At 60.9% G+C, this 22460-nt stretch carries 22 protein-coding genes; 6 read left to right on the top strand and 16 right to left on the bottom strand.

Annotated features, from left to right (window positions below):
• The first annotated feature begins 16 nt into the window (after nucleotides 1–16).
• Nucleotides 17–853, top strand: coding sequence for a peptidoglycan DD-metalloendopeptidase family protein (locus tag JH25_RS19705; protein WP_032877360.1), 837 nt, complete (start codon nucleotides 17–19; stop codon nucleotides 851–853).
• A 106-nt stretch (nucleotides 854–959) separates the two neighbouring features.
• Nucleotides 960–1967 carry an RNA polymerase sigma factor RpoS gene (gene rpoS, locus JH25_RS19710; protein ID WP_032877359.1) on the top strand — a complete coding sequence of 336 codons (1008 nt, stop codon included), beginning with the start codon at nucleotides 960–962 and terminating at the stop codon, nucleotides 1965–1967.
• A 149-nt stretch (nucleotides 1968–2116) separates the two neighbouring features.
• On the opposite strand, the gene JH25_RS19715 is transcribed toward rpoS, so the two are convergent.
• Nucleotides 2117–2326, bottom strand: coding sequence for a cold-shock protein (locus tag JH25_RS19715; RefSeq protein WP_002554837.1), 210 nt, complete (start codon nucleotides 2324–2326; stop codon nucleotides 2117–2119).
• Nucleotides 2327–2713: 387 nt separating this feature from the next.
• Between JH25_RS19715 and dcd the strand changes: the two genes are divergently transcribed.
• Together dcd and JH25_RS19725 are read left to right on the top strand one after the other, a co-directional pair.
• Nucleotides 2714–3280, top strand: coding sequence for a dCTP deaminase (gene dcd, locus JH25_RS19720; RefSeq protein ID WP_003189215.1), 567 nt, complete (start codon nucleotides 2714–2716; stop codon nucleotides 3278–3280).
• A gap of 108 nt (nucleotides 3281–3388) precedes the next feature.
• Nucleotides 3389–3589 (top strand): hypothetical protein, encoded by a 201-nt coding sequence (locus JH25_RS19725; protein WP_032877358.1) that lies wholly within the window; start codon nucleotides 3389–3391, stop codon nucleotides 3587–3589.
• Nucleotides 3590–3612: 23 nt separating this feature from the next.
• Here the strand turns inward: JH25_RS19725 and pdeM are convergent, their stop codons facing one another.
• From pdeM to JH25_RS19795, 14 genes are all read right to left on the bottom strand, one after another.
• Nucleotides 3613–4263 carry a ligase-associated DNA damage response endonuclease PdeM gene (pdeM, locus tag JH25_RS19730; RefSeq protein ID WP_032877357.1) on the bottom strand — a complete coding sequence of 217 codons (651 nt, stop codon included), beginning with the start codon at nucleotides 4261–4263 and terminating at the stop codon, nucleotides 3613–3615.
• Nucleotides 4263–6743, bottom strand: coding sequence for a ligase-associated DNA damage response DEXH box helicase (locus JH25_RS19735; RefSeq protein ID WP_032877356.1), 2481 nt, complete (start codon nucleotides 6741–6743; stop codon nucleotides 4263–4265). The genes pdeM and JH25_RS19735 overlap by 1 nt, the downstream gene beginning before the upstream one ends.
• Before the next feature lie 57 nt (nucleotides 6744–6800).
• A complete protein-coding gene (locus JH25_RS19740; protein WP_005785775.1) occupies nucleotides 6801–7565 on the bottom strand; it encodes an ABC transporter ATP-binding protein in 765 nt (254 codons plus the stop codon).
• Nucleotides 7566–7578: 13 nt separating this feature from the next.
• Nucleotides 7579–8697 (bottom strand): succinylglutamate desuccinylase/aspartoacylase family protein, encoded by a 1119-nt coding sequence (locus tag JH25_RS19745; RefSeq protein WP_032877355.1) that lies wholly within the window; start codon nucleotides 8695–8697, stop codon nucleotides 7579–7581.
• 9 nt (nucleotides 8698–8706) lie between these two features.
• Nucleotides 8707–9417: an ABC transporter permease gene (locus JH25_RS19750; RefSeq protein ID WP_032877354.1), complete on the bottom strand. Its 711-nt coding sequence runs from the start codon at nucleotides 9415–9417 to the stop codon at nucleotides 8707–8709.
• On the bottom strand, nucleotides 9414–10142 hold the full coding sequence (locus tag JH25_RS19755) for an ABC transporter permease (protein WP_005785781.1): 729 nt from the start codon (nucleotides 10140–10142) through the stop codon (nucleotides 9414–9416). The genes JH25_RS19750 and JH25_RS19755 overlap by 4 nt, the downstream gene beginning before the upstream one ends.
• A gap of 56 nt (nucleotides 10143–10198) precedes the next feature.
• Entirely contained in the window at nucleotides 10199–10978 is a 780-nt protein-coding gene (locus JH25_RS19760; RefSeq protein WP_005785784.1) for a transporter substrate-binding domain-containing protein, read from the bottom strand.
• A gap of 246 nt (nucleotides 10979–11224) precedes the next feature.
• Complete coding sequence (locus JH25_RS19765) at nucleotides 11225–12859, bottom strand: ATP-dependent DNA ligase (RefSeq protein WP_032877353.1); 1635 nt, start codon at nucleotides 12857–12859, stop codon at nucleotides 11225–11227.
• Entirely contained in the window at nucleotides 12856–13860 is a 1005-nt protein-coding gene (locus tag JH25_RS19770; RefSeq protein WP_032877352.1) for a ligase-associated DNA damage response exonuclease, read from the bottom strand. The genes JH25_RS19765 and JH25_RS19770 overlap by 4 nt, the downstream gene beginning before the upstream one ends.
• 200 nt (nucleotides 13861–14060) lie before the next feature.
• A complete protein-coding gene (locus JH25_RS19775) occupies nucleotides 14061–16502 on the bottom strand; it encodes a penicillin acylase family protein (protein WP_032877351.1) in 2442 nt (813 codons plus the stop codon).
• Between the two features lie 162 nt (nucleotides 16503–16664).
• The gene (locus tag JH25_RS19780; protein ID WP_003189235.1) at nucleotides 16665–16865 is read right to left on the bottom strand and encodes an SEC-C metal-binding domain-containing protein; all 201 of its coding nucleotides are present in this window, start codon (nucleotides 16863–16865) and stop codon (nucleotides 16665–16667) included.
• On the bottom strand, nucleotides 16862–17344 hold the full coding sequence (locus tag JH25_RS19785; protein WP_005785795.1) for an LEA type 2 family protein: 483 nt from the start codon (nucleotides 17342–17344) through the stop codon (nucleotides 16862–16864). Before JH25_RS19785 ends, JH25_RS19780 begins: the two co-directional genes overlap by 4 nt.
• Before the next feature lie 21 nt (nucleotides 17345–17365).
• Complete coding sequence (locus JH25_RS19790) at nucleotides 17366–17836, bottom strand: YchJ family protein (protein WP_032877350.1); 471 nt, start codon at nucleotides 17834–17836, stop codon at nucleotides 17366–17368.
• 4 nt (nucleotides 17837–17840) lie between these two features.
• The gene (locus JH25_RS19795) at nucleotides 17841–18338 is read right to left on the bottom strand and encodes a DUF6231 family protein (protein ID WP_032877349.1); all 498 of its coding nucleotides are present in this window, start codon (nucleotides 18336–18338) and stop codon (nucleotides 17841–17843) included.
• 188 nt (nucleotides 18339–18526) lie between these two features.
• On the opposite strand from JH25_RS19795, the gene JH25_RS19800 reads away from it, so the two are divergent.
• Nucleotides 18527–19285 (top strand): collagen-like triple helix repeat-containing protein, encoded by a 759-nt coding sequence (locus tag JH25_RS19800; RefSeq protein ID WP_032877348.1) that lies wholly within the window; start codon nucleotides 18527–18529, stop codon nucleotides 19283–19285.
• 460 nt (nucleotides 19286–19745) lie between these two features.
• Here the strand turns inward: JH25_RS19800 and JH25_RS19805 are convergent, their stop codons facing one another.
• On the bottom strand, nucleotides 19746–20210 hold the full coding sequence (locus tag JH25_RS19805) for a CopD family protein (RefSeq protein WP_032877347.1): 465 nt from the start codon (nucleotides 20208–20210) through the stop codon (nucleotides 19746–19748).
• Between the two features lie 99 nt (nucleotides 20211–20309).
• On the opposite strand from JH25_RS19805, the gene dinG reads away from it, so the two are divergent.
• Nucleotides 20310–22454: an ATP-dependent DNA helicase DinG gene (gene dinG / locus JH25_RS19810; protein WP_005785803.1), complete on the top strand. Its 2145-nt coding sequence runs from the start codon at nucleotides 20310–20312 to the stop codon at nucleotides 22452–22454.
• Nucleotides 22455–22460: the final 6 nt, after the last annotated feature.

Raw genomic sequence — 22460 nt, 5'->3', positions numbered from 1 at the left:
ACAAAGGGAGCGGCGGGTGAGTCTCACAGGTCCTGCGCAGCGAATGAGTAAAACAAGCTTTCAGCGACTGGTGCTTGGCCTTGTCTTGAGTTCCTTATTGGCCGCCTGCTCGAGCACGCCATCGGGCGGTGCGCGTGTCGTTGACCGCACCAACGCAGCACCGCAGCGGCCCACGGTGACCACGGGCCAGTATGTGGTGCGCAAAGGCGACACACTGTTCTCCATTGCCTTCCGTTATGGCTGGGACTACAAGGCGCTGGCCGCTCGTAACAACATTCCCGTGCCCTACACCATTCATCCAGGGCAGACCATTCGTTTCGATGGCCGCACAGGTTCGGCGGCTACGGCAGTTGTGACAAAGTCGGGATCTTCGCCATCGTCTTCGAGCAAAACCACCGTCATCACCCGGCCTGCAGGCAGTGCTTCGCCTAGCGTTGCAAGCAAGCCCGCACCCGCGCCGTTGCCACCTGCAGGGCCGGCGCCGACCGGCTGGGGATGGCCTTCAAATGGCGTACTGATTGGAAAATTCTCTTCAAACGGTAGTTTGAATAAAGGCATTGATATCGCCGGGGATTTGGGACAGCCTGTTTTAGCTGCGTCTGATGGGACAGTGGTGTACGCCGGGAGTGGTCTACGGGGCTACGGCGAGCTGGTCATCATCAAACACAGCGATACCTACGTCAGTGCCTACGGTCATAACCGCAGGCTGTTGGTTCGGGAGGGGCAGCAGGTCAAAGTCGGACAGACAATTGCCGAAATGGGTTCAACGGGCACAGACCGGGTGAAACTGCACTTTGAGATTCGCCGCCAAGGGAAGCCTGTAGATCCGCTGCAATTCCTGCCCCGTCGTTGATGTGTTGCACAGCCTGTTCCCTCACGTAGAAGGAACAGGCTCCAGCGTTGCCAAGGATAAAGGCGTCGCTTGAGCTTGAGGTCGAACTCACCAAAGGACTATAACAATGGCTCTCAGTAAAGAAGCGCCGGAGTTTGACATCGACGATGAGGTTCTCCTTATGGAGGCCGGCATCGATACGGATCCGATGTCAGATAATGAAGGAGCGGCACCACCTTCAGTTCGTACCAAATCCAGGAACGCCTCCGCGTTAAAGCAACACAAGTACATTGACTACACTCGGGCGCTCGATGCGACTCAGTTGTACCTCAATGAAATCGGATTTTCCCCTCTGCTCACTCCCGAAGAAGAAGTCCATTTTGCGCGCTTGTCGCAGAAGGGCGATCCGGCTGGGCGCAAACGCATGATTGAAAGCAACCTGCGCCTGGTGGTGAAAATCGCCCGACGCTACGTCAATCGTGGGCTGTCGCTGCTGGACTTGATCGAAGAGGGCAACCTGGGCTTGATTCGGGCGGTGGAGAAGTTCGACCCCGAGCGGGGCTTCCGCTTCTCGACGTATGCCACCTGGTGGATTCGCCAGACCATCGAACGGGCGATCATGAATCAGACCCGCACGATCCGGCTGCCGATCCATGTGGTCAAGGAGCTCAACGTCTACCTGCGGGCGGCGCGTGAGCTGACGCAAAAACTCGATCATGAACCTTCGCCTGAAGAGATCGCCAACCTGCTGGAAAAACCGGTAGGGGAGGTCAAGCGCATGCTGGGCCTTAACGAGCGTGTATCGTCGGTCGATGTCTCGCTGGGGCCGGATTCGGATAAAACCCTGCTGGACACCCTGACGGATGATCGCCCGACCGATCCCTGCGAGCTGTTGCAGGACGATGATCTTTCCCAAAGTATTGACCAGTGGCTGTCAGAGCTTACGGACAAGCAGCGTGAGGTGGTGATTCGCCGCTTCGGCCTGCGTGGTCACGAGAGCAGCACCCTGGAAGATGTAGGCCTGGAGATTGGCCTGACCCGTGAGCGGGTGCGGCAGATCCAGGTGGAGGGCCTCAAGCGCTTGCGTGAGATCCTTGAGAAGAATGGCTTGTCGAGTGAGTCGTTGTTCCAGTAAGCGACGCCGCTTGAAAGCTTGGATGTGGGAGGGGGTACGCCCCCCTCCCACATTTTTTATGCCCGGCTTTTGTTCAGGCCTCTCTCAAAATCCAGGCATAAAAAAACCCCGCTTTTAAGGGCGGGGTTTTTCGACTGAGTCAGTACAAGTTAGATAACTTGAACTTCTTCAGCTTGCATGCCTTTCTGACCGCGGGTAGCGATGAAAGAAACCTGTTGGCCTTCTTTCAGGCTTTTGAAGCCGTCGGATTGGATAGCTTTGAAGTGAACGAACAGGTCGTCACCGGATTGTGGAGTGATGAAGCCGAAGCCTTTTTCATCGTTGAACCACTTAACGGTACCAGTTTGGCGATTAGACATGGTGTAACTCCTTGGACAAAGTTAACTGCGACTCAGGAAAAGCCCTGGCCGAGACTGAGTGCAAAGAGCAGGAAAAATTCTTGGAGATGGTTGGATCGAAATTCAACATATCGTGTAGAGATTCTCAGTGACACAAGCAGCACAGTGGCGCCACCTTAACCCTTTTTCCGGAACGTGCCAATGGTATTTCCGAAGGTTTCTCTATTTTCGTGACTGGCGGTGGTATTTACAGCCATCCCTGACGGCAATCCCGGCCCCGGCCGCGTTGGCTGAGGCTTATAGCGGGCAGGGCTTTGATCAAGAAAACCCTTGCGGCCTTTGAACCCCAAGGCTGGCCCCGGTAAGATGGCCCACAGATTTTTCCACCTCGCTATTCAGGACACCGCCATGAGCATCAAATCGGACAAGTGGATTCGCCGCATGGCGCAGGAACACGGCATGATCGAGCCGTTCGTCGAGCGCCAGATTCGTGGCGAAGGTGATGAGCGGGTGATTTCGTACGGGGTCTCCAGCTATGGCTATGACGTGCGTTGCGCCGATGAATTCAAGGTGTTCACCAACATCAATTCGGCGATTGTCGATCCGAAGAACTTCGATGAAAAAAGCTTCGTCGACGTCAAGAGCGACGTGTGCATCATCCCGCCCAACTCCTTCGCCCTGGCGCGTACCGTGGAATTCTTCCGCATTCCCCGCGACGTATTGACCATCTGCCTGGGTAAAAGCACTTACGCTCGTTGCGGCATTATCGTCAACGTCACCCCGCTTGAGCCGGAGTGGGAAGGTCATGTGACCCTGGAGTTCTCCAACACCACCACCTTGCCGGCAAAGATCTATGCCAATGAGGGCGTGGCACAGATGCTGTTCCTGCAGTCCGACGAGGCTTGTGAAGTGTCCTACAAAGACCGCGCCGGCAAGTACCAGGGCCAACGTGGCGTCACTCTCCCACGCGCTTGATCGAAAGCTCCTACGGTTAAAGGGAATTAGTCTGCACAAAGTGACTCTATTCAGGTGTACTGCCTCGGCGCGTGCAAAACGCGTCGGGCCACGCTTGAGGAGTACCTTATGAAGATCGACCCGCGAATCAGCGCAGAACTCGCCCGGCTTGAACCCAACCAGATTGGTGTTCTGGCCTGGTCCCTGATGGCTAACCCCGCTCACGCGGGCGGCATTCCCCCCGGCCAACCAGAGCCCGATTACCCGCAGCCCACCGAACCAGGTGAGCCTACCCTGCCTGACGAGCCACCACCGGCCCCCGTCGCCTGATATTCGGACGGCCGGTCAGCACTTCACTGAATCGGCCAAACGGTTTGATCGCCGATCACAAAGATTCGGCGGTCATCACCCTGCTCCACGGCATAACCTCCCGTAAATGCGCCAAACGCCGGCAGCAGGCTGACCCGCTCACCGATCTGGAAGCACGGCAGGCGCAAGCGCTGACGGCCTTTGCCGCGCAAGCGATACACCGGATGCACGTGCCCCGCCAATACGTGGTGGCTGGGGTGAACGTCGGGTTCGTGTTGCAAGGCGAAAGGGCCCATCAATAGCGGCTCCGGGACCACCTCAATTCTCAAGTCGTCCGGGGGATCGCCGGCGCGTTTATCGTGATTGCCGCGAATCAAGGTCAAGGCCAGTTCGCCATTGCGTGCACGCCAGGCCCGGATCGCGCTGAGGGTGCCGCTGGCGTGAGAACCTGGGCCATGCAGGAAGTCACCGAGAAAGATCAACTGCGCGCACGGCAGTGCCGACAACAGCCTGTCCAGGCGTTCCAGATTCGTCGTGGTGGTGCCCTGGGGCACAGGTTGTCCCAGGCTGCGATAGGCCGATGCTTTGCCAAAGTGCGCATCGGCAATAAGCAGGCACTGACGAGCGGGCCAGTACACGGCGTTGTCCGCCAATAACCACAGTTCTTCGCCTGCAAGCGTCAGTGCACAATGCATCAAGCTTTTCCTTTGTCGGCGACTTTTTCCAGGTCCTTGACCATCCGTGCGATGCGCTCCGACAACTTCTCCGAACTCATGCTTTCGCGCATTCGTTCCACCAACAGCGGGAAGGCCAGGGGCGTGGGCCGCTGAATCGTATGCACGTCCAGTTTCAGTGCCGATAGATGACTTAATGTCTCTTCCAGCCGACGAATATCCAACTCATCGCGCAAGACTTCTTCCCCTGCCTGGGCCAGCAGCAGGTTCTGCGGGTCATATTGCTTGAACACTTCAAAGAATAATCCGCTGGAAGCCTGCACCTGCCGCGTGCTTTTCGGCGCACCGGGATACCCGGCGAACACCAGCCCGGCGATCCGCGCGATTTCGCGAAAGCGGCGCAGGGCCAGTTCTCCTGCGTTAAGGCTGGCGGCCACATCCTCCAGCAAGCGCTGTGGGCTCAGCAACGCCGTATTCAACAACAACGACCAGTTCACTGGCGTGGCGCTCAACAGTTCCAGGCCATAATCATTCACGGCTATGGAGAAGGTCACCGGCTGCTGCTGACTGACCCGCCACGCCAATAAGCTCGCCAAGCCCAGGTGTACCTGACGGCCGGCGAAGGGGTACAGAAACAGGTGCCAGCCTTCTCGCGATTGCAGGGTTTCGGCGAGCAGGTTGTCGCGCGTCGGCAGGCCAGACCAGCGCAGTTGGGTGTGCAACAACGGTTGTACCGCCTGCATCTCCGGGCCGTCGAAGTGCCCATGCGCCGCCGCATCAAAACGTTCGACCACCGCCTGGGCCAGTTCATTGGAAAGCGGCATACGCCCGCCATTCCAGCGTGGCACCGCGGCTTTTTTCGCTCTGCTGCGGCGCACGTAGGCGGTCATGTTTTCCACGCGCACCAATTCCAGCAAACGCCCGGCGAACAGAAACCCATCCCCCGGCTTGAGCCGCGCAATAAAGCCCTCTTCGACACTGCCCAGGTTCTTGCCGCCGCCACCCTTGCTCCAGAATTTCAACTGGATACTGGCGTCGCTGACGATGGTACCGACGCTCATGCGGTGACGGCGTGCCAGGCGGGCATCCGGGACACGCCAGATGCCATGCTCATCGGGCTCAACACGGCGGTAATCCGGATAGGCGGTAAGTGACAGGCCACCATGGCGTACAAACCCCAGGGCCCAGGCCCAATCCGCTTCGGTGAGATCGCGATAGGCCCAGGCGCCGCGCACTTCCGCCAGCAGCGCATCCGGGGTAAACCCACCCCCCAGGGCCATGCTGACCAAGTGTTGCACGAGCACATCCAGCGGCTTGTGTGGCGATTCCCGCGCTTCGATGCGCCGCTGCGCAATTGCATCCTGGGCGGCAGCCGCCTCCACCAGCTCCAGGCTATGGGTCGGCACCAGCGTCACCCGTGACGGCCGACCCGGTGCATGGCCGGAGCGCCCGGCGCGTTGCATCAGCCGCGCCACACCTTTCGCGGAGCCGATCTGCAACACTCGCTCCACCGGCAGGAAGTCCACACCCAAGTCGAGGCTGGAGGTGCACACCACCGCCTTGAGCTGCCCATCTTTCAATGCTCGCTCCACCCAATCCCGGGTCTCCCGCGATAACGAGCCGTGGTGCAGGGCAATCAATCCGGCCCAGTCCGGGCGGGCATCGAGAATCGCCTGATACCAGATCTCCGATTGCGCCCGGGTGTTGGTAAAGACCAGGCAACTGCTGCTGGCCTCTACCTCTGCGACCACTCGCGGCAACATCTTCAAGCCGATATGCCCGGCCCAGGGAAAGCGCTCGGTGACGGGCGGCAGCAAGGTGTCGACCTGCAGTGCCTTGGCCGTCTGCCCCTGTACATTGATCCCACCGCCCTGTGGGACCAGAACCTCCAAAGCGTGGGCCTGATTACCCAGCGTCGCGGAAATGCCCCACACCATCAACTCAGGATGCCAGCGCCGCAAGCGCGCCAGCGCCAGTTGCAACTGCACGCCGCGCTTATTGCCGATCAGCTCGTGCCATTCATCCATGATCACCATGCGCAGGTGCGCCAGGCTCGTCTCACTGTCGGCCCGTGCGAGCATCAGCGTCAGGCTTTCCGGGGTGGTGACCAGAGCGGTGGGTTGGCGGCGGGTCTGGCGTGCGCGCTCGCTGCTGCTGGTGTCGCCGGTACGCAGGCCCACGCTCCAGGGAATTTGCAGGGCGTCCAAGGGTGCCTGCAGGGCACGTGCGGAATCGGCAGCCAAGGCACGCATCGGCGTGATCCACAGCACCGTCAATGGTTCAGCGGGTGGCTTGCGCTTGCCGGTAGCGGGCGGGCGGGTGATGGCGAAACGGTTGAGGGCGGCGAACCACAAGGCATAGGTTTTACCTGCACCGGTACTGGCATGCAGCAGCCCTGACTGGCCAGCCTTGACCGCTGCCCATACATGTTTCTGAAAGGCGAACGGTTTCCAACCTTTGGCGGCAAACCATTGTTTGGCGAAATCGGGGTTTTTTGCCATGCGGCAGCGGACGCTCTGGAGGCTCTATTGCAGAGACCCTCCAGGCGTCACAAAGGTTTACTTCAAATTGCCACTTAGAAACTGCTGCAGGCGCTCGCTTTTCGGATTGCCCAGCACATCCTCGGGGGTGCCTTGCTCTTCCACCAGGCCCTTGTGCAGGAACAGCACCTGGCTTGAGACCTTGCGCGCAAAGCTCATCTCGTGAGTCACCATGATCATGGTGCGGCCTTCCTCGGCCAGGCCCTGGATCACCTTCAACACTTCACCCACCAGTTCCGGGTCGAGGGCCGAGGTGGGTTCATCGAACAGCATCACCTCAGGCTCCATCGCCAGGGCGCGGGCGATGGCTACCCGCTGTTGCTGGCCGCCAGACAGGAACGCCGGGTACTGATCGGCTACACGTGCCGGCAGCCCGACCTTGTCCAGATAGCGGCGGGCGCGGTCTTCGGCGTCTTTCTTGCTGCACCCCAGCACGCGGCGCGGGGCCATGGTGATGTTTTCCAGCACGCTCATATGGCTCCACAGGTTGAAGTGCTGGAACACCATCGCCAGCCGTGTGCGCAAGCGTTGCAGCTCGGCGTCGTCGGCCACGCGCATACCGTGGCGGTCGCTGACCATGCGGATCGCCTGGCCGTCCAGGGTCATGGCGCCATCGTTGGGGGTTTCCAGGAAGTTGATACAGCGCAGGAACGTGCTCTTGCCGGAGCCGCTGGCGCCGATCAGGCTGATCACGTCACCGGTCCTGGCCTTGAGCGAAACACCTTTGAGCACTTCATTGTCGCCATAGCTTTTATGCAGGCCTTCAACGGTCAGTTTGTACATGGGGCGTGCATCCTCAAGGCGAAAGTAGATAGCCGCTGCGGTAGGCCTGCGTGCCGGCGATATGGCCGATGACCATCCCGGCAGTGGCCATGCGTCGCAGCGAACGGGCGTACAGCAGGCCGGCGTGCTCGCAGCGCACCGGCGTTACGCGGTCGGTAATGGGATCGATGATTTCGGCGAGCAGTTGCCCGGCCTCCAGGTATTGACCCGGCAAGGCACTGAACACCAGCAAGCCGCCGACCGGGCTGGTGACGGGCTCCACACCCGCCAATGGCGTGGCCGGGTAAGCCAGGGCGGGCAGGGGCGTCACATCGCCGGTAATGGCGCCGAAGTGGATCAGGTAATCGATGATGGCCTGGCAGTCCAGCGCGGCAAGACCATGGTTTACATCGCCCTGGCCGCGCAGTTCGACGGTCACCGAAAAACTGCCCATGGGAATCGGGAAGCGCTCGCCGAAACGTTGCTGCAACTGCCACCACACCAGGGTGAAACACTCATCAAAGGACTGTCCGCCGGAGTCGGTGGCCAGCAGGTTGGCCTCGGAGCCGAGGTACCGCGCCAATGGCTCTACCTGTGGCCAGGCTTCAGGTGTGGTGTACAGGTGCGCCACGGCTTCGAAGTCGCAATGCAGGTCGAGCACCATGTCGGCATCACAGGCCAGGCGTTGCAGTACCAGGCGTTGGGATTGCAGTTGGGTCTGGGCGGTGTGCGCGGCCAGGGCGCTGGACAATGCGCTGCGGATCAAGCGGGCATTGTGCTGGGGATCATCGCCCAGCAGCTCTTCGACCTGGTTGCCGACCTCTTCGCCAAGGTCGACGAACAGGCGATTGAAGTTCTGCCCGCTTTCCAGTTCATAGCGGCCCAAGGGGATGTCCATCAACACTTGTTCGAGGCCCACCGGGTTGGCGACCGGCACCAGCACGATTTCGCTACGCAAGCGCCCGGCCGCGGCCAACTCGGCCAGGCGTACTTTCAAATGCCAGGCCACCAACATGCCCGGCAATTCATCGGCGTGCAGCGACGACTGGATGTAGACCTTGCCTGCGGCCTGCTGCGGGCCGAAGTGAAAACTGTGGATCTGCCGCGCCGTGCCGGGCACCGGCGCGATCAGGTCATGTCGCTGATGGCGCATGAAGGCTCCTTAGTGGCTCGGCCCGAGAAAGGCCAGCCAGCGGCGCTCCGCCAGGCGGAACAGGCCGACCAGGGCAAAGGTCACCGCCAGGTAGATCAACGCGGCGATGCCAAATGATTGAAAGGTCATGAAGGTGGCGGAGTTGGCGTCCCGTGCCACTTTGAGGATGTCCGGGATCGTTGCGGTAAACGCCACCGTGGTCGAGTGCAGCATCAGGATCACTTCGTTGCTGTAGTAGGGCAACGCACGGCGCAGCGCTGACGGCATGATCACGTAGGCGTACAACTTCCAGCCGCTGAGGCCGTAAGCCTTGGCTGCCTCGACTTCGCCATGCGCCATGCTGCGGATCGCCCCGGCGAAAATCTCCGTGGTGTAGGCGCAAGTGTTGAGCGCGAAGGCCAGGATGGTGCAGTTCATCGCGTCGCGAAAAAACGCATCCAGCAGCGGTTGTTCGCGTACGGCGGCAATGCTGTAGATACCGGTGTAGCAGATCAGCAACTGGATATAGAGCGGCGTACCGCGAAACAGGTAGGTGTAGAACTGCACCGGCCAACGTACCAGGCGCTTGCGCGAGACGCGGGCGATGGACAGCGGGATCGACACCAGAAAGCCGATGACCAGTGCAGCCGTCAGCAACCACATCGTCATGGCAAGGCCGGTGATGTGCTGGCCGTCGCTATAAAGGAAGGGGCGCCAGTATTCCTGCAATAGCTCGATCATCGCACTGCCTCCCGGGCGCCGGCGGAGTAGCGACGTTCCAGACGGCGCAAGACAAAGTTGGAGGCGCTGGTGATCAACAGGTAGATCAGCGCGGCGAGTACCAGGAAGTAGAACAGTTGATAGGTACTTTTGCCCGCATCCTGGGCGGCTTTCACCAGGTCTGCCAGGCCGATGATGGATACCAGCGCGGTGGCCTTGAGCATCACCATCCAGTTATTGCCTATGCCCGGCAGGGCGAAGCGCATCATCTGCGGGAAGGTCACGTAGCGAAACCGCTGCCCGCGCTTGAGCCCGTAAGCAGTGGCGGCTTCCAGTTGGCCGCGGGGCACGGCGAGGATAGCGCCGCGAAACGTTTCGGTGAAATAGGCGCCGTAGATAAAGCCCAGGGTGATCACCCCGGCGCTGAACGGGTCGATCTCGATGTATTCCCATTCCATGAAGTCGGTAAAGCTGCTGAGCCAGGTTTGCAGGCTGTAGAAAATCAGCAGCATCAGCACCAGGTCGGGCACCCCGCGAATCAGCGTGGTGTAGAGCTGGGCGGGAATGCGCAGGAACGGCAGGCTGGACAGTTTGGCGCTGGCGCCGAGCAGGCCCAGCAATACGCTGACGGCCAGGGACAGCACCGACAACTTGATGGTCATCCAGGTGCCTTGCAGCAACAGCGGGCCGAAACCCTTCAAGCTGAGCGCGCTCAACCCGAGGGTTTGCAACAGTTCTTCGAACATAAATCAGGACCTATGGCGATAGAAAAGCGCCCCTGCAGGGAGGGGCGCTCCAGGCATTATTTGCCGCTGTACAGGTTCAAATCGCCAAAGTGTTTCTTCTGGATGGTGGCGTAGGTGCCATCATCGTGTAACGCTTTGATACCTTTATCCAAAAGCGCCTTCAGTTCAGTGTTACCTTTTTTGATACCGACAGCGGTTTTCGACGGCAGCAACGGGTCGTCGATGGCGGCGCTGACTTCATAACCGGCGCCAGCCGGCGACTTGAGAAAGCCCAGTTCGGCTTGCAGCATGTCCTGCACCGACGCGTCGAGGCGGCCGGAGGTCAGGTCGGCATACACCTGATCCTGGTTGGCGTAGGCCTTGGTGGTTACCCCGGCTTTGTCCAGCACGGCCTTGGCGTAGGCTTCCTGGATGGTGCCTTGCTCGTAGCCCACAGACTTGCCCTTGAGGGACTCAGGTGTCGAGTAGCCAGCCCCTTTCTTGAACACCAGCGACGTGGGGCCGGAGAACAGCTCGGTGGAGAAGTCGATTGCCTTTTCGCGCACCGGCGTTACGGTCATGGACGAAATCACGCCATCGAACTTGTTGGCCTTGAGGCCTGGGATCATGCCGTCGAAGTCACTTTCAACCCACTTGCACTTGACCTTCAGCTCCGCGCAGATCGCATTGCCCAGGTCGATATCGAAGCCCACCAGGCTGCCGTCGGCGGCTTTGGATTCGAACGGTGCGTAGGACGGGTCGACACCAAAACGCAATTCCTTGTATTCCTTGGCGGTAGCGACACCAGCGGCCATGCACAGAGCCAGTGCAGAAAGGGTCAGCAATGCTTTTTTCATTATGTATTCCCTGGAAACCAAGATAAGCGCTTGTGGCGCGTTTAGGACTGTTACTGAACGGTGTCAGACGCAGCACAAGTAGCAATTTCTGCACCATAGTTCCGGACGGGCTTTTTAAAAGGTGGGATAAGGCAAGGCTGAGTGTAGGAGATGCCCGAAAATGGGCATCTGAAAGTGAGTGCACCATTGCAGGTCTGTGGGGATCCCAATGTGGGAGGGAGCAAGCCCCTCCCACAGGGATTTATGTCAAGTCAGTAGGTCTTGCAGTGTGGCGAGGTTGTCAGCCTCTTCCACCGTCTTGTCCTGACGCCAGCGCAACATGCGCGGAAACCGCACCGCAATCCCGCTCTTATGCCGCTTGGACAGGGCGATACCCTCAAACCCCAATTCAAACACCATGCTTGGCGTCACGCTGCTGACCGGGCCGAACTTCTCCACGGTGGTTTTGCGCACAATCGCATCGACCTTGCGCATTTCCTCGTCGGTCAGCCCGGAATAGGCCTTGGCGAACGGCACCAACGTGCGCTCGCTGCCCGGCGGGCCGTCCCATACCGCGAAGGTGTAGTCGCTGTACAGGCTGGCGCGCCGGCCATGGCCGCGCTGGGCGTAGATCAACACGGCGTCGACGCTGAAGGGGTCGACCTTCCATTTGAACCACAGGCCCATGTCCTTGGTGCGGCCCACACCGTACAGGCCCTTGCGATCCTTGAGCATCATGCCTTCAACACCAAGGCTGCGAGAGGCTTCGCGTTGGGTCGCCAGCGCTGCCCAGGTTGGCCCCTCGATCAGCGGCGAAGGCAACAGCACCGGTTGGTTGCACACAGCGATCACCTGTTCCAATTGCGTGCGGCGCTCGGCCTGGATGTGGTTGCGCCAGTCGTCGCCCTGATACTCCAGCAGGTCGTAAGCGAGCACGGCGACGGGCGCATCCTCAAGCACCTTTTTACTCAGGGTTTTGCGACCGATCCGCTGTTGCAGCAGCGCAAAGGGTTGCACCGCGTCTTTCCACACCACGATTTCGCCATCGATCACCGTGCCGTCGGGCAGGCCACTGACCAGGCTGTGAAGCTCGGGGAAACGCTCGGTCACCAACTCTTCGCCTCGTGACCAGATCCACAGGCGCCCCTCGCGCTTGACCAACTGCGCACGGATGCCATCGAACTTCCATTCCACCTGCCAGTCGGCGGGGGGGCCGAGCAGGCTGTCGAATTGCTCGACGGGTTGCGCCAGCCCGTGGGCGAGAAAAAACGGATACGGCTGCCCGCCACGTTGTGCATGTTCGTCGGATGATTCGGCAGCGATCAGCTTGAGATAACCCTCGGCTGTAGGACGGTTGGACAGGTCGGTATAGCCCACCAACCGCTGCGCCACGCGCTTGCTATCCAGATTGGCCATGGCGGCAAGGGCGCGGGTAACCAGCAGCTTGGAGACGCCGACGCGAAAGCTGCCGGTGATCAACTTGATGCATACCATCAGGCTCGGTTGATCCAGTTGCGCCCATAGCGCCGGCAGGCGCGCGGCAAGGTCCATGGGCGATAGACCGCGCAGCGGCAGCAGTTTTTCTTCCAGCCACACGGCAAGCCCGTCTTCAGAGCTGTAGGTCGATTCGGGGAGCAGCAGGGAGATGGTTTCGGCCAGGTCGCCTACGGACTGGTAGCTCTCTTCGAACAGCCACGGCTCGATGCTCGCCGCCTCAGTCGCCATATCCCTGAGCAAGCGTGTGGGCACCAGTTGCCGTGGTCGCCCGCCGGAGAGGAAGTACACCGCCCATGCCGCATCTTCCGGCGGCGCTTGCAGGAAGTAGGCTTGCAGGGCTGCGAGCTTGGCATTGCTGGAGGTGGTGGCGTCGAGGTTGGCGTACAGCTCGGCGAAGGCTTTCATGCCGTGGCCTCTTCTTCGTCATCACCGTATTCGGTGCTGAAGCCCTGGGCGTCCAGGCCCTTTTCTCGCAGGTGGCGTACCAGCACGCCGACCGAACCGTGGGTAACCATCACCCGTTCGGCGCCGGTTTGTTCGATGGCCCACAACAGCCCGGGCCAATCGGCATGGTCTGACAGTACAAAGCCGCGATCCACCCCACGCCGGCGCCGTGTACCGCGCAGGCGCATCCAGCCGCTGGCGAAGGCGTCGCTGTAGTCGCCAAAACGGCGCATCCAGGTGCTGCCGCCGGCGGAGGGCGGGGCGATGATCAAAGCTTGGCGCAGCAACGGGTCGGTCTTCTTGAAATCCCCGGCATACAGGGTTTCGGGAATGTAGATGCCGGCCTCGCGGTAGACCCGGTTCAACGGCTCGACGGCGCCATGGCTGAGGATCGGACCGATGCTGGCGTCGAGGCCATGCAGAATGCGCTGGGCCTTGCCGAAGGAATAGCAGAACAGCACGCTGGCCTTGCCAGTGGCGATATTGGCCTGCCACCAGTCATTGATCCCGGCAAAGATCTGCGCTTGGGGCTGCCATCGGTAGATCGGCAGGCCAAAAGTGGATTCGGTGATAAAGGTGTGGCAACGCACCGGCTCGAAAGGCGCGCAGGTGCCATCGGGTTCGACCTTATAGTCGCCGGACGCGACCCAGACTTCACCCTGATATTCCAGGCGCACTTGAGCCGAACCGAGCACGTGACCGGCTGGATGGAAACTCAAGGTAACACCGTGATGCACCAACTGCTCGCCATAGGCCAGGGTTTGCAGGTTGATGTCCTGGCCCAGGCGCCAGCGCAGGATACCTTCGCCGGGGGCGGCGGCCAGGTAGTGTTGGTTGCCGGTGCGGGCGTGGTCGCCGTGGGCGTGGGTGATGACCGCACGTTCCACTGGGCGCCAGGGGTCGATATAGAAATCACCCGCAGGGCAATAGAGGCCTTCGGGGCGGGCGATGACGAGGTCCATGGGGTGACCGGGGAGATGGGCTTGTTAGTTATGAGGCGGGGCTGGGTGTAGAAGTTCTATCTGAATGCATGGGATCCAAATGTGGGAGGGGGCTTGCTCCCGATAGCAGTAGTTCAGTCAATGAATGTGTTGACTGTCACACCGCTATCGGGAGCAAGCCCCCTCCCACATTTGGATTCGGTTTCTGCTGGGAAACCGGGTTACTTGCCGGGCGTCAGGGTCAACCTGATCTTGCCATACACCTTTTCAAAGTTCTGCGGCTGCATCGGGAAGCTCAGGTATTGCGCCTTGAGCGCCGGGTCGATGCCGTTGGCATAGTTCGGACTGGCCGGGTTGCCGGACTGGCCGATACCGCCCTGGCCCAGCATGGGTTCGGCCAGGCCGAAGTCGATGATCATGCGCAGCGCCGATACCTGGGCGGTGTTGAAATCCTCACCCCAGTTATACGGCGCCGGGTTCAAGGTGTTGTGGTCGCCACCACTGGCGAAGGGACCGCGAATCACCTGGCCACTGGTGTTTTTCCAGGTGGTGCTGTGCAGCTTGCCCCACTGCCAGGCTTTGTGATCGGCACCCAGTTGGCTGTCACCGGCAGTGATAGCGGCGGCAAGCGTGCGGGCCAGGATCGCCGGTTTGTCTTCTTTTTGCGCGGTCCGCGTGTCATCCCAGAACGGGCTGTCTTCGCGGCCCAGCAGGTGGTCGGCGATGGCTGAGTAGGACAGGCTGGCGTTGCTGACAAAGGCTTTCCAGCTGGCGCTGCCTTGCGGGCCGAGTTTGTCGAGGAAAATCTGCCTGGCGCTTTCCTGCAGGAACAGCTCGTAGATCGCCGCGTCAGCCGAGGTTGGCGCAAGGCGACCATCGAATGCCATCAGGCGCTCCAGTGCTTCGCGAGCCTTGGCGCGCTCCGCTGGCGGCAGGGCGTCGATTGCCTGTTTGAGCGGCTGGGCCATGCCCGGGGCCTGGAACATGCTCTTGAGCTTGGCGGCGAAGGTCGTGGTCTGGTCGTATTGCATGGCAATCAGGCTGCGGCTGTCATGCTTGCCGGCACCGGCCAATTGCGCCAGACGTTCGCTGCGCTCCGGTGCGTCCCAGGAGTTGGACAACTGCATCCCGTAGCCACGCGGTGCGGTGCGCTGGTTGGCCGTGCCGATCCAGCCCTGGGCCGGGTCCTGGTCGTAGGGGTGCAGCATCGCATCGGCATAACCGTCCCAGTCAAAGCGCGTGTCCCAACCCGGCGATGGCAACAGGCCCTCGCCCTCGCGGCGGTTGGGGAAGCGACCGGTGACTTGCCAGCCGATATTGCTGGCGTCGGCAAAGATCATGTTCAACGCGATGGCGCGAATCTCGCGAGTGGCGTCCGAGGCCTTGCCGGCGTTTTGCGCACGGGACAGGTCGAAGAACGCGTCCAGGCTCTTGTCTTCCTTGAAGTCGGCAGTCTGCAGGGCCAGGCCAAGACCGCTGGTGAGGGCCTGGCTACTATTGAGCAGCGCGCCGTGACGGGTTTCGTACACCGTTTCGCGAATCGAGCGCTGGCCCTTGATAAAGAAGGTTTCGTTGCGCACGCCAGCCGGCAGCCATTTGCCGTTGTTCTCGTAGTACAACGCGTTGCCCTGGCGCTTGACCTTCTCCAGGAACAGGTCCTGGGTGTCGCCCTTGACCGCGCTCATGCTCCACGCCACCTTGCCGTTGAAACCGGATAGCAGGGTCGGCAGGCCAGCGATCGAAGCACCCACGGCCTGATATTTAGGCGCGCGAATCTGCACGTAGCTCCATGGCGACGGGGCTTGTGGCGTGGCGGCGATATCGTTGGCCAGGAGGCTTTTGCCGCTGCGGCTGCGTTGCGGGGCGATGGCCCAGTTGCTTGAGGTGGTGACCCCGAGCGTGTTGAGGCCGCTCAACTGCTGGCTTACCGTGTCCAGGGCGGCGAGGCCGCTGATCTGCCCCAGGTTCACGCCCTTGAGCTTGTCGGCCTCGGCCAGCGGCACGGCTTCGTCCGGCGCGCTTGGGATGAGCCAGGCGAGTTTGTCGACGCCGACCTTTTGCGCCAGCACCAAGGACGAAATCTCTTCCTGCAGGTTGCTCGACTCGCTGAAATTGAGCAGGCAGAACAGCAGCGCTGAGTCTTCCGGCTTCCAGTATTCGGGTGTGTAACCGCTTTGGGCCAGGTCCGCCGGCAGCTTGTCGCGATAGCGGAACAGGTAGGCATTGACGCCCCGGGCATACACTTCAAAGAAGCGCTTGAGGCGCGGCGACGAGGCGTTGTACAGCTCGCCCGCGCTTTTCTTGAGGTTGACCGCACGCATGAAACGGTCGACATCCAGCACTTGCGGCCCGGACATTTCCGCCAGGCGGCCCTGTGCCAGCAGGCGCAAGGTGACCATCTGGGTAATGCGGTCGCTGGCGTGCACATAACCAAGGCTGAACAGCGCGTCGTGGAAGGTGTTGCTTTCGATCAGCGGCATGCCTTGGGCATTGCGGCGTATCGAGACATTCTGTGCCAGGCCCTTGATTGGCTGTACGCCCGCCACGGGTGGCAGGGTGTCCTCGGTGTTCTGGAGCTGGCAACCCGCCAGGCCCAAGGCACTGGCCACTGCCGCGGCAACGCCGAACCGGGGAAGAAAGTGTAAGAGGGCTGGCGAGGCCATGGCAAAGCTCCTGCGGGGGGTAGCGTCAGTAAAGGCGCTACGTTAGTGAGCGCGGCGAAACGACGCAAGCGGGAGTTGTGTAATTGCGTGAGTGCTCAAGCTATGTGCAAATCAATGTAGGAGGGAGAAAGCCCCCTCCCACATTTTGATCATCAGTGCGGCTTATGCGCCATGGCACTTCTTGAATTTCTTCTCGCTGCCGCACGGGCAAGGATCGTTGCGGCCAACATCCTTCAAGGCGTTGCGCACCGGTTCCTGGTGAGCGTGGCCGCAGTTCGGCCCGTGGACATGGCCGTGGTCGTGATCATGGTGATCGTGATCGTGGTTGCAGTCAGGACCATGGACATGGGGTTGCTGAGTCATCGATGTTGCTCCGGAATAAAATCGCCGGGGATTATCTCGCCATTGTGAGCCACCTGCACGTCATTACCGATGAATAATCCGGTTTTCAGCTCGCCCTCCAGGCGATAGGGCACGGGGCGCTCGGGATTTTTCAGCATCTGCACCACATCGCGTACGCGTGGCCAGAGGTTGGTACGTACCGAGACCCGGAAGACTTTATGACCGCGCGGCGGCACGGTCAGCCATTCATTGGATTCGCCTTCGGTCAACACCAGATCGCCAAGGGTGACCTTGTAGATCAGGCCGCGCACGGTCAGGTCGGCATCGTCGCGGTTGTCCACGCGAAAGTAGAGTTTGAATTTCTGCTCCAGCAGCTTGGCGCGCACGACTTCGACCTTCACCAGCGATACGTGAGGTGGCGGCGAGTCATCTTCGAACCACGAGGCGCAGCCGGTCAGGCCCAGGGTTAACGCCAGCATCAAGCTATAAATCCGAAGCATGGCGTTATCCCTGTGAGTGAATTAAAGGTAGCTGGAACAGCACTTCTTGAACTTCTGCCCACTGCCGCACAGGCACGGGTCATTACGCCCGGCCTTCAGTTCCACCGTCGGGTCTATGAAGTACCAGCGCCCCTCATTCTGTACGAAAGAAGACTGCTCGCGGTGGCTATGTTCGCCGGTGCTGTCATGCCAGCGCGCAGTAAAGGTGACGAATGCGTGTTCCGGCTGGCCGCCGAAGACCTCGGAGCTTTCCACCTCAAGGCCCAGCCAGGTGCTCTGCGCACTCCAGGCGGCGATGGCGTCGCGGTCCAGACCGGCCTGTTGCGCGGGCAGGGTGGTGGCCACCAGGTAATCGACCAGGCCCATCACATAGGCGCTGTAGCGCGAGCGCATCAACGCACTGGCACAGGGCGCCGGGTGGCCGGCGTGATAATGGCCGCAGCAGGCATCCAGCAGATTGCCGCTGCCGCACGGGCAAATGGATGTACTCATCGGGTTACCACCAATACTTTCCAAAATTCTCCGGGTTGGCCCAGAAGCGTGCGTTGAGCCAGTCGGGCACTTGTTTATAGTCAAGCAGATCATAGGTAAACAGCGTCAGAACTTGCTCATCGCGCTGGAATCGCTCGCCGGCTTGCAGGGCCAGGGAAAAGAAGTCGGTGTCCTTCCATTCGCAGGCGCGCAGGTCGACCAGCACCGCGATCCGGCTGGCATTGAGGTTTCGAATGCCGCCCAGAAGCGTCAGACCTTGAGGCTTGGGCAAGTGTTCAAGGCAATCGACTACCAGCGCCAAATCAAAACGCTGCGCTGCCAGTTCGGCAGGCAGTGGCCCAGGTGCGGCGACACAGACGTTCACATCCGGGTGCGCGGTTTTAAACGCCTCCAGCGCCGGAAACTGGCTGGCGCCCAATAACAGCAGGCGTTTGGGCTGGTGCAACTCAAGCAGGGCAGCCAGGGCTTGCTGGGGTGTACGGGAAGAAATTCCAGCGGTCATTGCAGATCCTCACATCAGGACGGTAGAGACTAGCGCGGCTGGGCGTGCGAGCCTAGGACATTGCGGTCAGGGCCACGGCGGCTTGTACCGTACCTGCGGAAGTTTTTTGATCCTTCACTGGCAAATCGCCGGTAGAAGTCGTTACTGTGCGCTCAAAGAAAAATTTGAAAACACTCAGGAGCCCCATGATGCGTAAGGTTTTTCTGTTGGCCCTGCTGGTCAGCCCCATTGCCCTGGCCCAGAGCGTCAGTGTCGAAACCAACTCGTTGATGCGCCTGCCCAGCAGTACCAGCGTGTTGCAGCTTGAGCGCCTGGACGTGGCGGACTATGGCACTTTGCTGATTCCGGCCACTATCAGTCAGGTCACTGTGGATGAGTTGCACCTGGGGCGTGACGCACGCATCACCATTGTTCCCGGCGCTAGCGCGCTGCAAATGCAAGTGCGCCAGGCGCAACTGGAGCAGGGTAGCCAGATCACGTCCCGCGGCGCCCCCGGCACCCATGAAAAACCTGCCAAGGCTGGGCGTGACCTGACCTTGCGGATCAATTCCCTCACTGCTGAAGTGTTGTCGGTAGACGCCCGCGGCGGTGCCGGTGCCCAAGGGTACGCGGGCCTGGATGGCGCCAACGGCGTGGACCCAGGCTGCACCTGGGGTTCGGCCGGGCGCGGGTTTAACGGTGACAACGGCGGTGACGGCCTGCCGGGTGCGGCGGGTGCGCAGGTACGCCTGGAGTTGCCGCAGGACTTCCCGATTGAGCAAATCAAGGTCTGGGTGGACGGCGGTGCCGGTGGGTTGCCTGGCGTGGCGGGTAAACCTGGCAAGGGTGGGCAGTCCAAGGGCTGCCTGGTGTACCGCGCCGATGGTGGCGACAAGGGCCGGCCTGGGCTTGAAGGGCAGCCGGGGCCGGCTGGGCCTGCGGGGGCGGTGACTATTCAGCGGCTCTGAGTCGACTGTTCCGACTTGCCCCCGATGGCGGCCTTAGGGCCGACCAGGATGCTGGATCAGACCGAGTACATATCCGTTGTTTGGGTAACGGCTGCTATTGGTTCCGCCCTTACGGCGGGTCACTTTCGAAAAGCCGGAATGCCGGCCCAGGCGAAAGTAACCAAAGCGCTCTTGCCCCACCACTCGGCACCTCGCCTGGGCTCGGTGTGCCCGTAATCCGCCATGGATTGGGGGGCCGCCGCCACGCGCCATCCATGGCGCGGGGCGGCTAAACCGGCATCCCTGCCGGTTTACCCCCCAAATCCCTGTCGAATTCCGGCCAGCGTGGTTTGACGGGGCGCCTGAGATCAAACGCAGATCAAGAGCAAGAGCGGCTCGCTTCGCATCGTGGTTACCGTTGGGTGCTGCGAACTGCAGTTGTGTAGATATCCACACCCCGATGGCAGTGCAAGCCTCGCCTTCAAAACATCGGCCGGGCCGAAGCAATCGCCACCACCACCAACCCCACAATCAAATTAACCCCCACCAACTTGCGAATCTGCCCCAACGCAGCCGCGCCCGCCGGCCAATCCTCAGCCGCCACCGCGGCCTTCAGTTCAGGAAACTTCAACGCCTGGATGCGGATAAACAGCGCGGTCATCACCAGATACAACCCCATCATCACCTGCACATAGCGCGGTGCAGTTTCAAAACCGTTGAAGCGCAGTTGCAGCAAACCAACGCCGCTGATCGGCAAAATCACGACCGCGACCCACACCCACACAAAAAAACGTTGAAACACATTTGCCCACAACTTGAGCCGGGCAGGGCCCTCAAGGGCCGCCATGGCGGCGGGTCGCAGGATCATCCAGGCGAAAAACATACCGCCGACCCAAATCAGGGCGGCCAGTACATGCAGGGTGTAAGCGAGGCTAAACGCGGTCATTGTGGTACTCCGTTCTGCGCGGGATTAATTAGCGGGGTATGATAGCGGCCGATCCGAACCACTGAAAATTTATCCAGCGTTTTTTGCGCCCGACTATCCATGATCAGCACTGAACTCAAAACCACGATCCAGGGCGCCTATTCGCGTTTTCTCGAAGCCAAGAGCTTGAAACCGCGCTACGGCCAACGCCTGATGATCGCCGAAGTGGCGAAAGTCCTCGGGGATATCGACACCGACGACGAAGGTCGCCGCGAGGGCGAACCTGCGGTCGTGGCCGTCGAGGCCGGCACCGGTACTGGCAAGACTGTGGCCTACAGCCTGGCCGCGATCCCCACCGCCAAGGCCGCCGGCAAGCGCCTGGTAATCGCCACCGCCACCGTCGCTCTGCAAGAGCAGATTGTCTACAAAGACTTGCCCGACCTGATGCGCAACAGCGGCTTGAGCTTTACCTTCGCCCTGGCCAAGGGCCGTGGCCGCTACATGTGCCTGTCCAAGCTCGACGTGTTGCTGCAGGAAGGCCATGCGCAAACCGCCACCGCGTCGCTGTTCGAAGAAGAAGGCTTCAAGATCGAGGTCGACGAGGCCAGCCAGAAGCTGTTTACCAGCATGATCGAGAAACTGGCCGGCAACAAATGGGACGGCGACCGCGACAGCTGGCCCACCGCCCTGGAAGACTCCGACTGGGCGCGCCTGACCACCGACCACAGCCAGTGCACCAATCGCCATTGCCCCAATTTCGGCCAGTGCGCCTTCTACAAGGCCCGCGAAGGCATGGGCAAGGTGGATGTCATCGTCACCAACCACGACATGGTGCTGGCCGACCTGGCACTGGGCGGCGGCGCGGTGCTGCCCGACCCACGCGACACGCTTTATGTGTTCGACGAAGGTCACCACCTGCCGGACAAAGCCATCGGCCACTTCGCCCATTACACGCGCCTGCGTTCCACTGCCGACTGGCTGGAAACCACTGCCAAGAACCTCACCAAGTTGCTGGCCCAGCATCCGCTGCCCGGCGACCTGGGCAAGCTGATCGAACAGGTGCCGGAACTGGCGCGGGAGATCAAGACCCAACAGCAATTCATGTTCAGCGCCTGCGAACAGGTGGCCGACTTCAAACCCGGCGAAGATGTCGAGGGCCGTGAGCGCCCGCGCCACCGTTTTGTCGGCGGCATGATCCCCGAGCACATGCGCGAAATGGGCATCGAGCTGAAGAAAGGCTTTTCACGCCTGACCGACTTGTTCACCCGCCTTACGGATTTGCTCAAGGAAGGCATGGATGGCGAGGTTAATATCGGTATCGCCAGCAACCAGGCCGAGGAGTGGTACCCGCTGTTCGGCAGCCTGTTGTCCCGCTCCCAGGGCAACTGGGAGCTGTGGACCGCGTTCACCGTGGAAGATCCGGAAGACAACCCGCCCATGGCCCGTTGGCTTACCCTGTCGGAAAGCGGTGCGCTGTTTGATATCGAGGTCAACGCCAGCCCGATCCTCGCCGCTGAAATGCTGCGTCGCAACCTGTGGAACGTGGCCTACGGCTGCCTGGTGACGTCGGCCACGCTGACCGCCCTGGGCACCTTTGATCGCTTCCGTATGCGCGCCGGTTTGCCGAAAAAGGCCGTTACCGCTGTGGTACCGAGCCCGTTTCATCATGCCGATGCCGGTGTGCTGCGCGTACCGGACCTCAAGGCTGACCCTCGGGATGCGGCGGCCCACACGGCGGCGATCATTCGCGATCTGCCGTCACTGGTGGAAGGTTCGCGCGGCACCCTGGTGCTGTTCTCGTCGCGCAAACAGATGCAGGACGTGTTCGATGGCCTCGATCGCGACTGGCGCAAACAGGTGTTTATCCAGGGCAACCTGTCCAAGCAGGAAACCCTGAACAAGCACAAGGCGCGGGTCGACGGCGGTGATTCCAGCGTATTGTTCGGCCTGGCAAGTTTTGCCGAGGGCGTGGACTTGCCTGGCGCTTATTGCGAACACGTGGTGATCGCCAAGATCCCGTTCTCGGTGCCCGATGATCCGGTCGAGGCCGCACTGGCCGAATGGATCGAAGCCCGTGGCGGCAACCCGTTCATGGAAATCTCGGTGCCGGATGCCTCATTGAAGCTGGTGCAGGCCTGCGGGCGCTTGCTGCGCACCGAGCAAGACCGCGGCACCATCACCTTGCTTGACCGCCGCCTGGTCACCCAACGCTATGGCAAAGCTATCCTCAATGCGTTGCCGCCGTTCAGGCGCGAAATTTCTTAAACCCCC

Source organism: Pseudomonas sp. BRG-100, assembly GCF_000737955.1.
In the GTDB taxonomy this organism is placed as follows: domain Bacteria; phylum Pseudomonadota; class Gammaproteobacteria; order Pseudomonadales; family Pseudomonadaceae; genus Aquipseudomonas; species Aquipseudomonas synxantha_A.
Note: the sequence above shows the minus strand (reverse complement) of the source record. Positions and strands in the feature narration are given on the sequence as shown.

What these genes read in the sequence shown, in the direction of transcription:
- rpoS (WP_032877359.1), top strand. Translation starts at nt 960, where the DNA reads ATGGCTCTCAGTAAAGAAGCGCCGGAGTTTGACATCGACGATGAGGTT.
- JH25_RS19715 (WP_002554837.1), bottom strand. Translation starts at nt 2,326, where the DNA reads ATGTCTAATCGCCAAACTGGTACCGTTAAGTGGTTCAACGATGAAAAA.
- dcd (WP_003189215.1), top strand. Translation starts at nt 2,714, where the DNA reads ATGAGCATCAAATCGGACAAGTGGATTCGCCGCATGGCGCAGGAACAC.
- JH25_RS19725 (WP_032877358.1), top strand. Translation starts at nt 3,389, where the DNA reads ATGAAGATCGACCCGCGAATCAGCGCAGAACTCGCCCGGCTTGAACCC.
- pdeM (WP_032877357.1), bottom strand. Translation starts at nt 4,263, where the DNA reads ATGCATTGTGCACTGACGCTTGCAGGCGAAGAACTGTGGTTATTGGCG.
- JH25_RS19735 (WP_032877356.1), bottom strand. Translation starts at nt 6,743, where the DNA reads ATGGCAAAAAACCCCGATTTCGCCAAACAATGGTTTGCCGCCAAAGGT.
- JH25_RS19740 (WP_005785775.1), bottom strand. Translation starts at nt 7,565, where the DNA reads ATGTACAAACTGACCGTTGAAGGCCTGCATAAAAGCTATGGCGACAAT.
- JH25_RS19745 (WP_032877355.1), bottom strand. Translation starts at nt 8,697, where the DNA reads ATGCGCCATCAGCGACATGACCTGATCGCGCCGGTGCCCGGCACGGCG.
- JH25_RS19750 (WP_032877354.1), bottom strand. Translation starts at nt 9,417, where the DNA reads ATGATCGAGCTATTGCAGGAATACTGGCGCCCCTTCCTTTATAGCGAC.
- JH25_RS19755 (WP_005785781.1), bottom strand. Translation starts at nt 10,142, where the DNA reads ATGTTCGAAGAACTGTTGCAAACCCTCGGGTTGAGCGCGCTCAGCTTG.
- JH25_RS19760 (WP_005785784.1), bottom strand. Translation starts at nt 10,978, where the DNA reads ATGAAAAAAGCATTGCTGACCCTTTCTGCACTGGCTCTGTGCATGGCC.
- JH25_RS19765 (WP_032877353.1), bottom strand. Translation starts at nt 12,859, where the DNA reads ATGAAAGCCTTCGCCGAGCTGTACGCCAACCTCGACGCCACCACCTCC.
- JH25_RS19770 (WP_032877352.1), bottom strand. Translation starts at nt 13,860, where the DNA reads ATGGACCTCGTCATCGCCCGCCCCGAAGGCCTCTATTGCCCTGCGGGT.
- JH25_RS19775 (WP_032877351.1), bottom strand. Translation starts at nt 16,502, where the DNA reads ATGGCCTCGCCAGCCCTCTTACACTTTCTTCCCCGGTTCGGCGTTGCC.
- JH25_RS19780 (WP_003189235.1), bottom strand. Translation starts at nt 16,865, where the DNA reads ATGACTCAGCAACCCCATGTCCATGGTCCTGACTGCAACCACGATCAC.
- JH25_RS19785 (WP_005785795.1), bottom strand. Translation starts at nt 17,344, where the DNA reads ATGCTTCGGATTTATAGCTTGATGCTGGCGTTAACCCTGGGCCTGACC.
- JH25_RS19790 (WP_032877350.1), bottom strand. Translation starts at nt 17,836, where the DNA reads ATGAGTACATCCATTTGCCCGTGCGGCAGCGGCAATCTGCTGGATGCC.
- JH25_RS19795 (WP_032877349.1), bottom strand. Translation starts at nt 18,338, where the DNA reads ATGACCGCTGGAATTTCTTCCCGTACACCCCAGCAAGCCCTGGCTGCC.
- JH25_RS19800 (WP_032877348.1), top strand. Translation starts at nt 18,527, where the DNA reads ATGCGTAAGGTTTTTCTGTTGGCCCTGCTGGTCAGCCCCATTGCCCTG.
- JH25_RS19805 (WP_032877347.1), bottom strand. Translation starts at nt 20,210, where the DNA reads ATGACCGCGTTTAGCCTCGCTTACACCCTGCATGTACTGGCCGCCCTG.
- dinG (WP_005785803.1), top strand. Translation starts at nt 20,310, where the DNA reads ATGATCAGCACTGAACTCAAAACCACGATCCAGGGCGCCTATTCGCGT.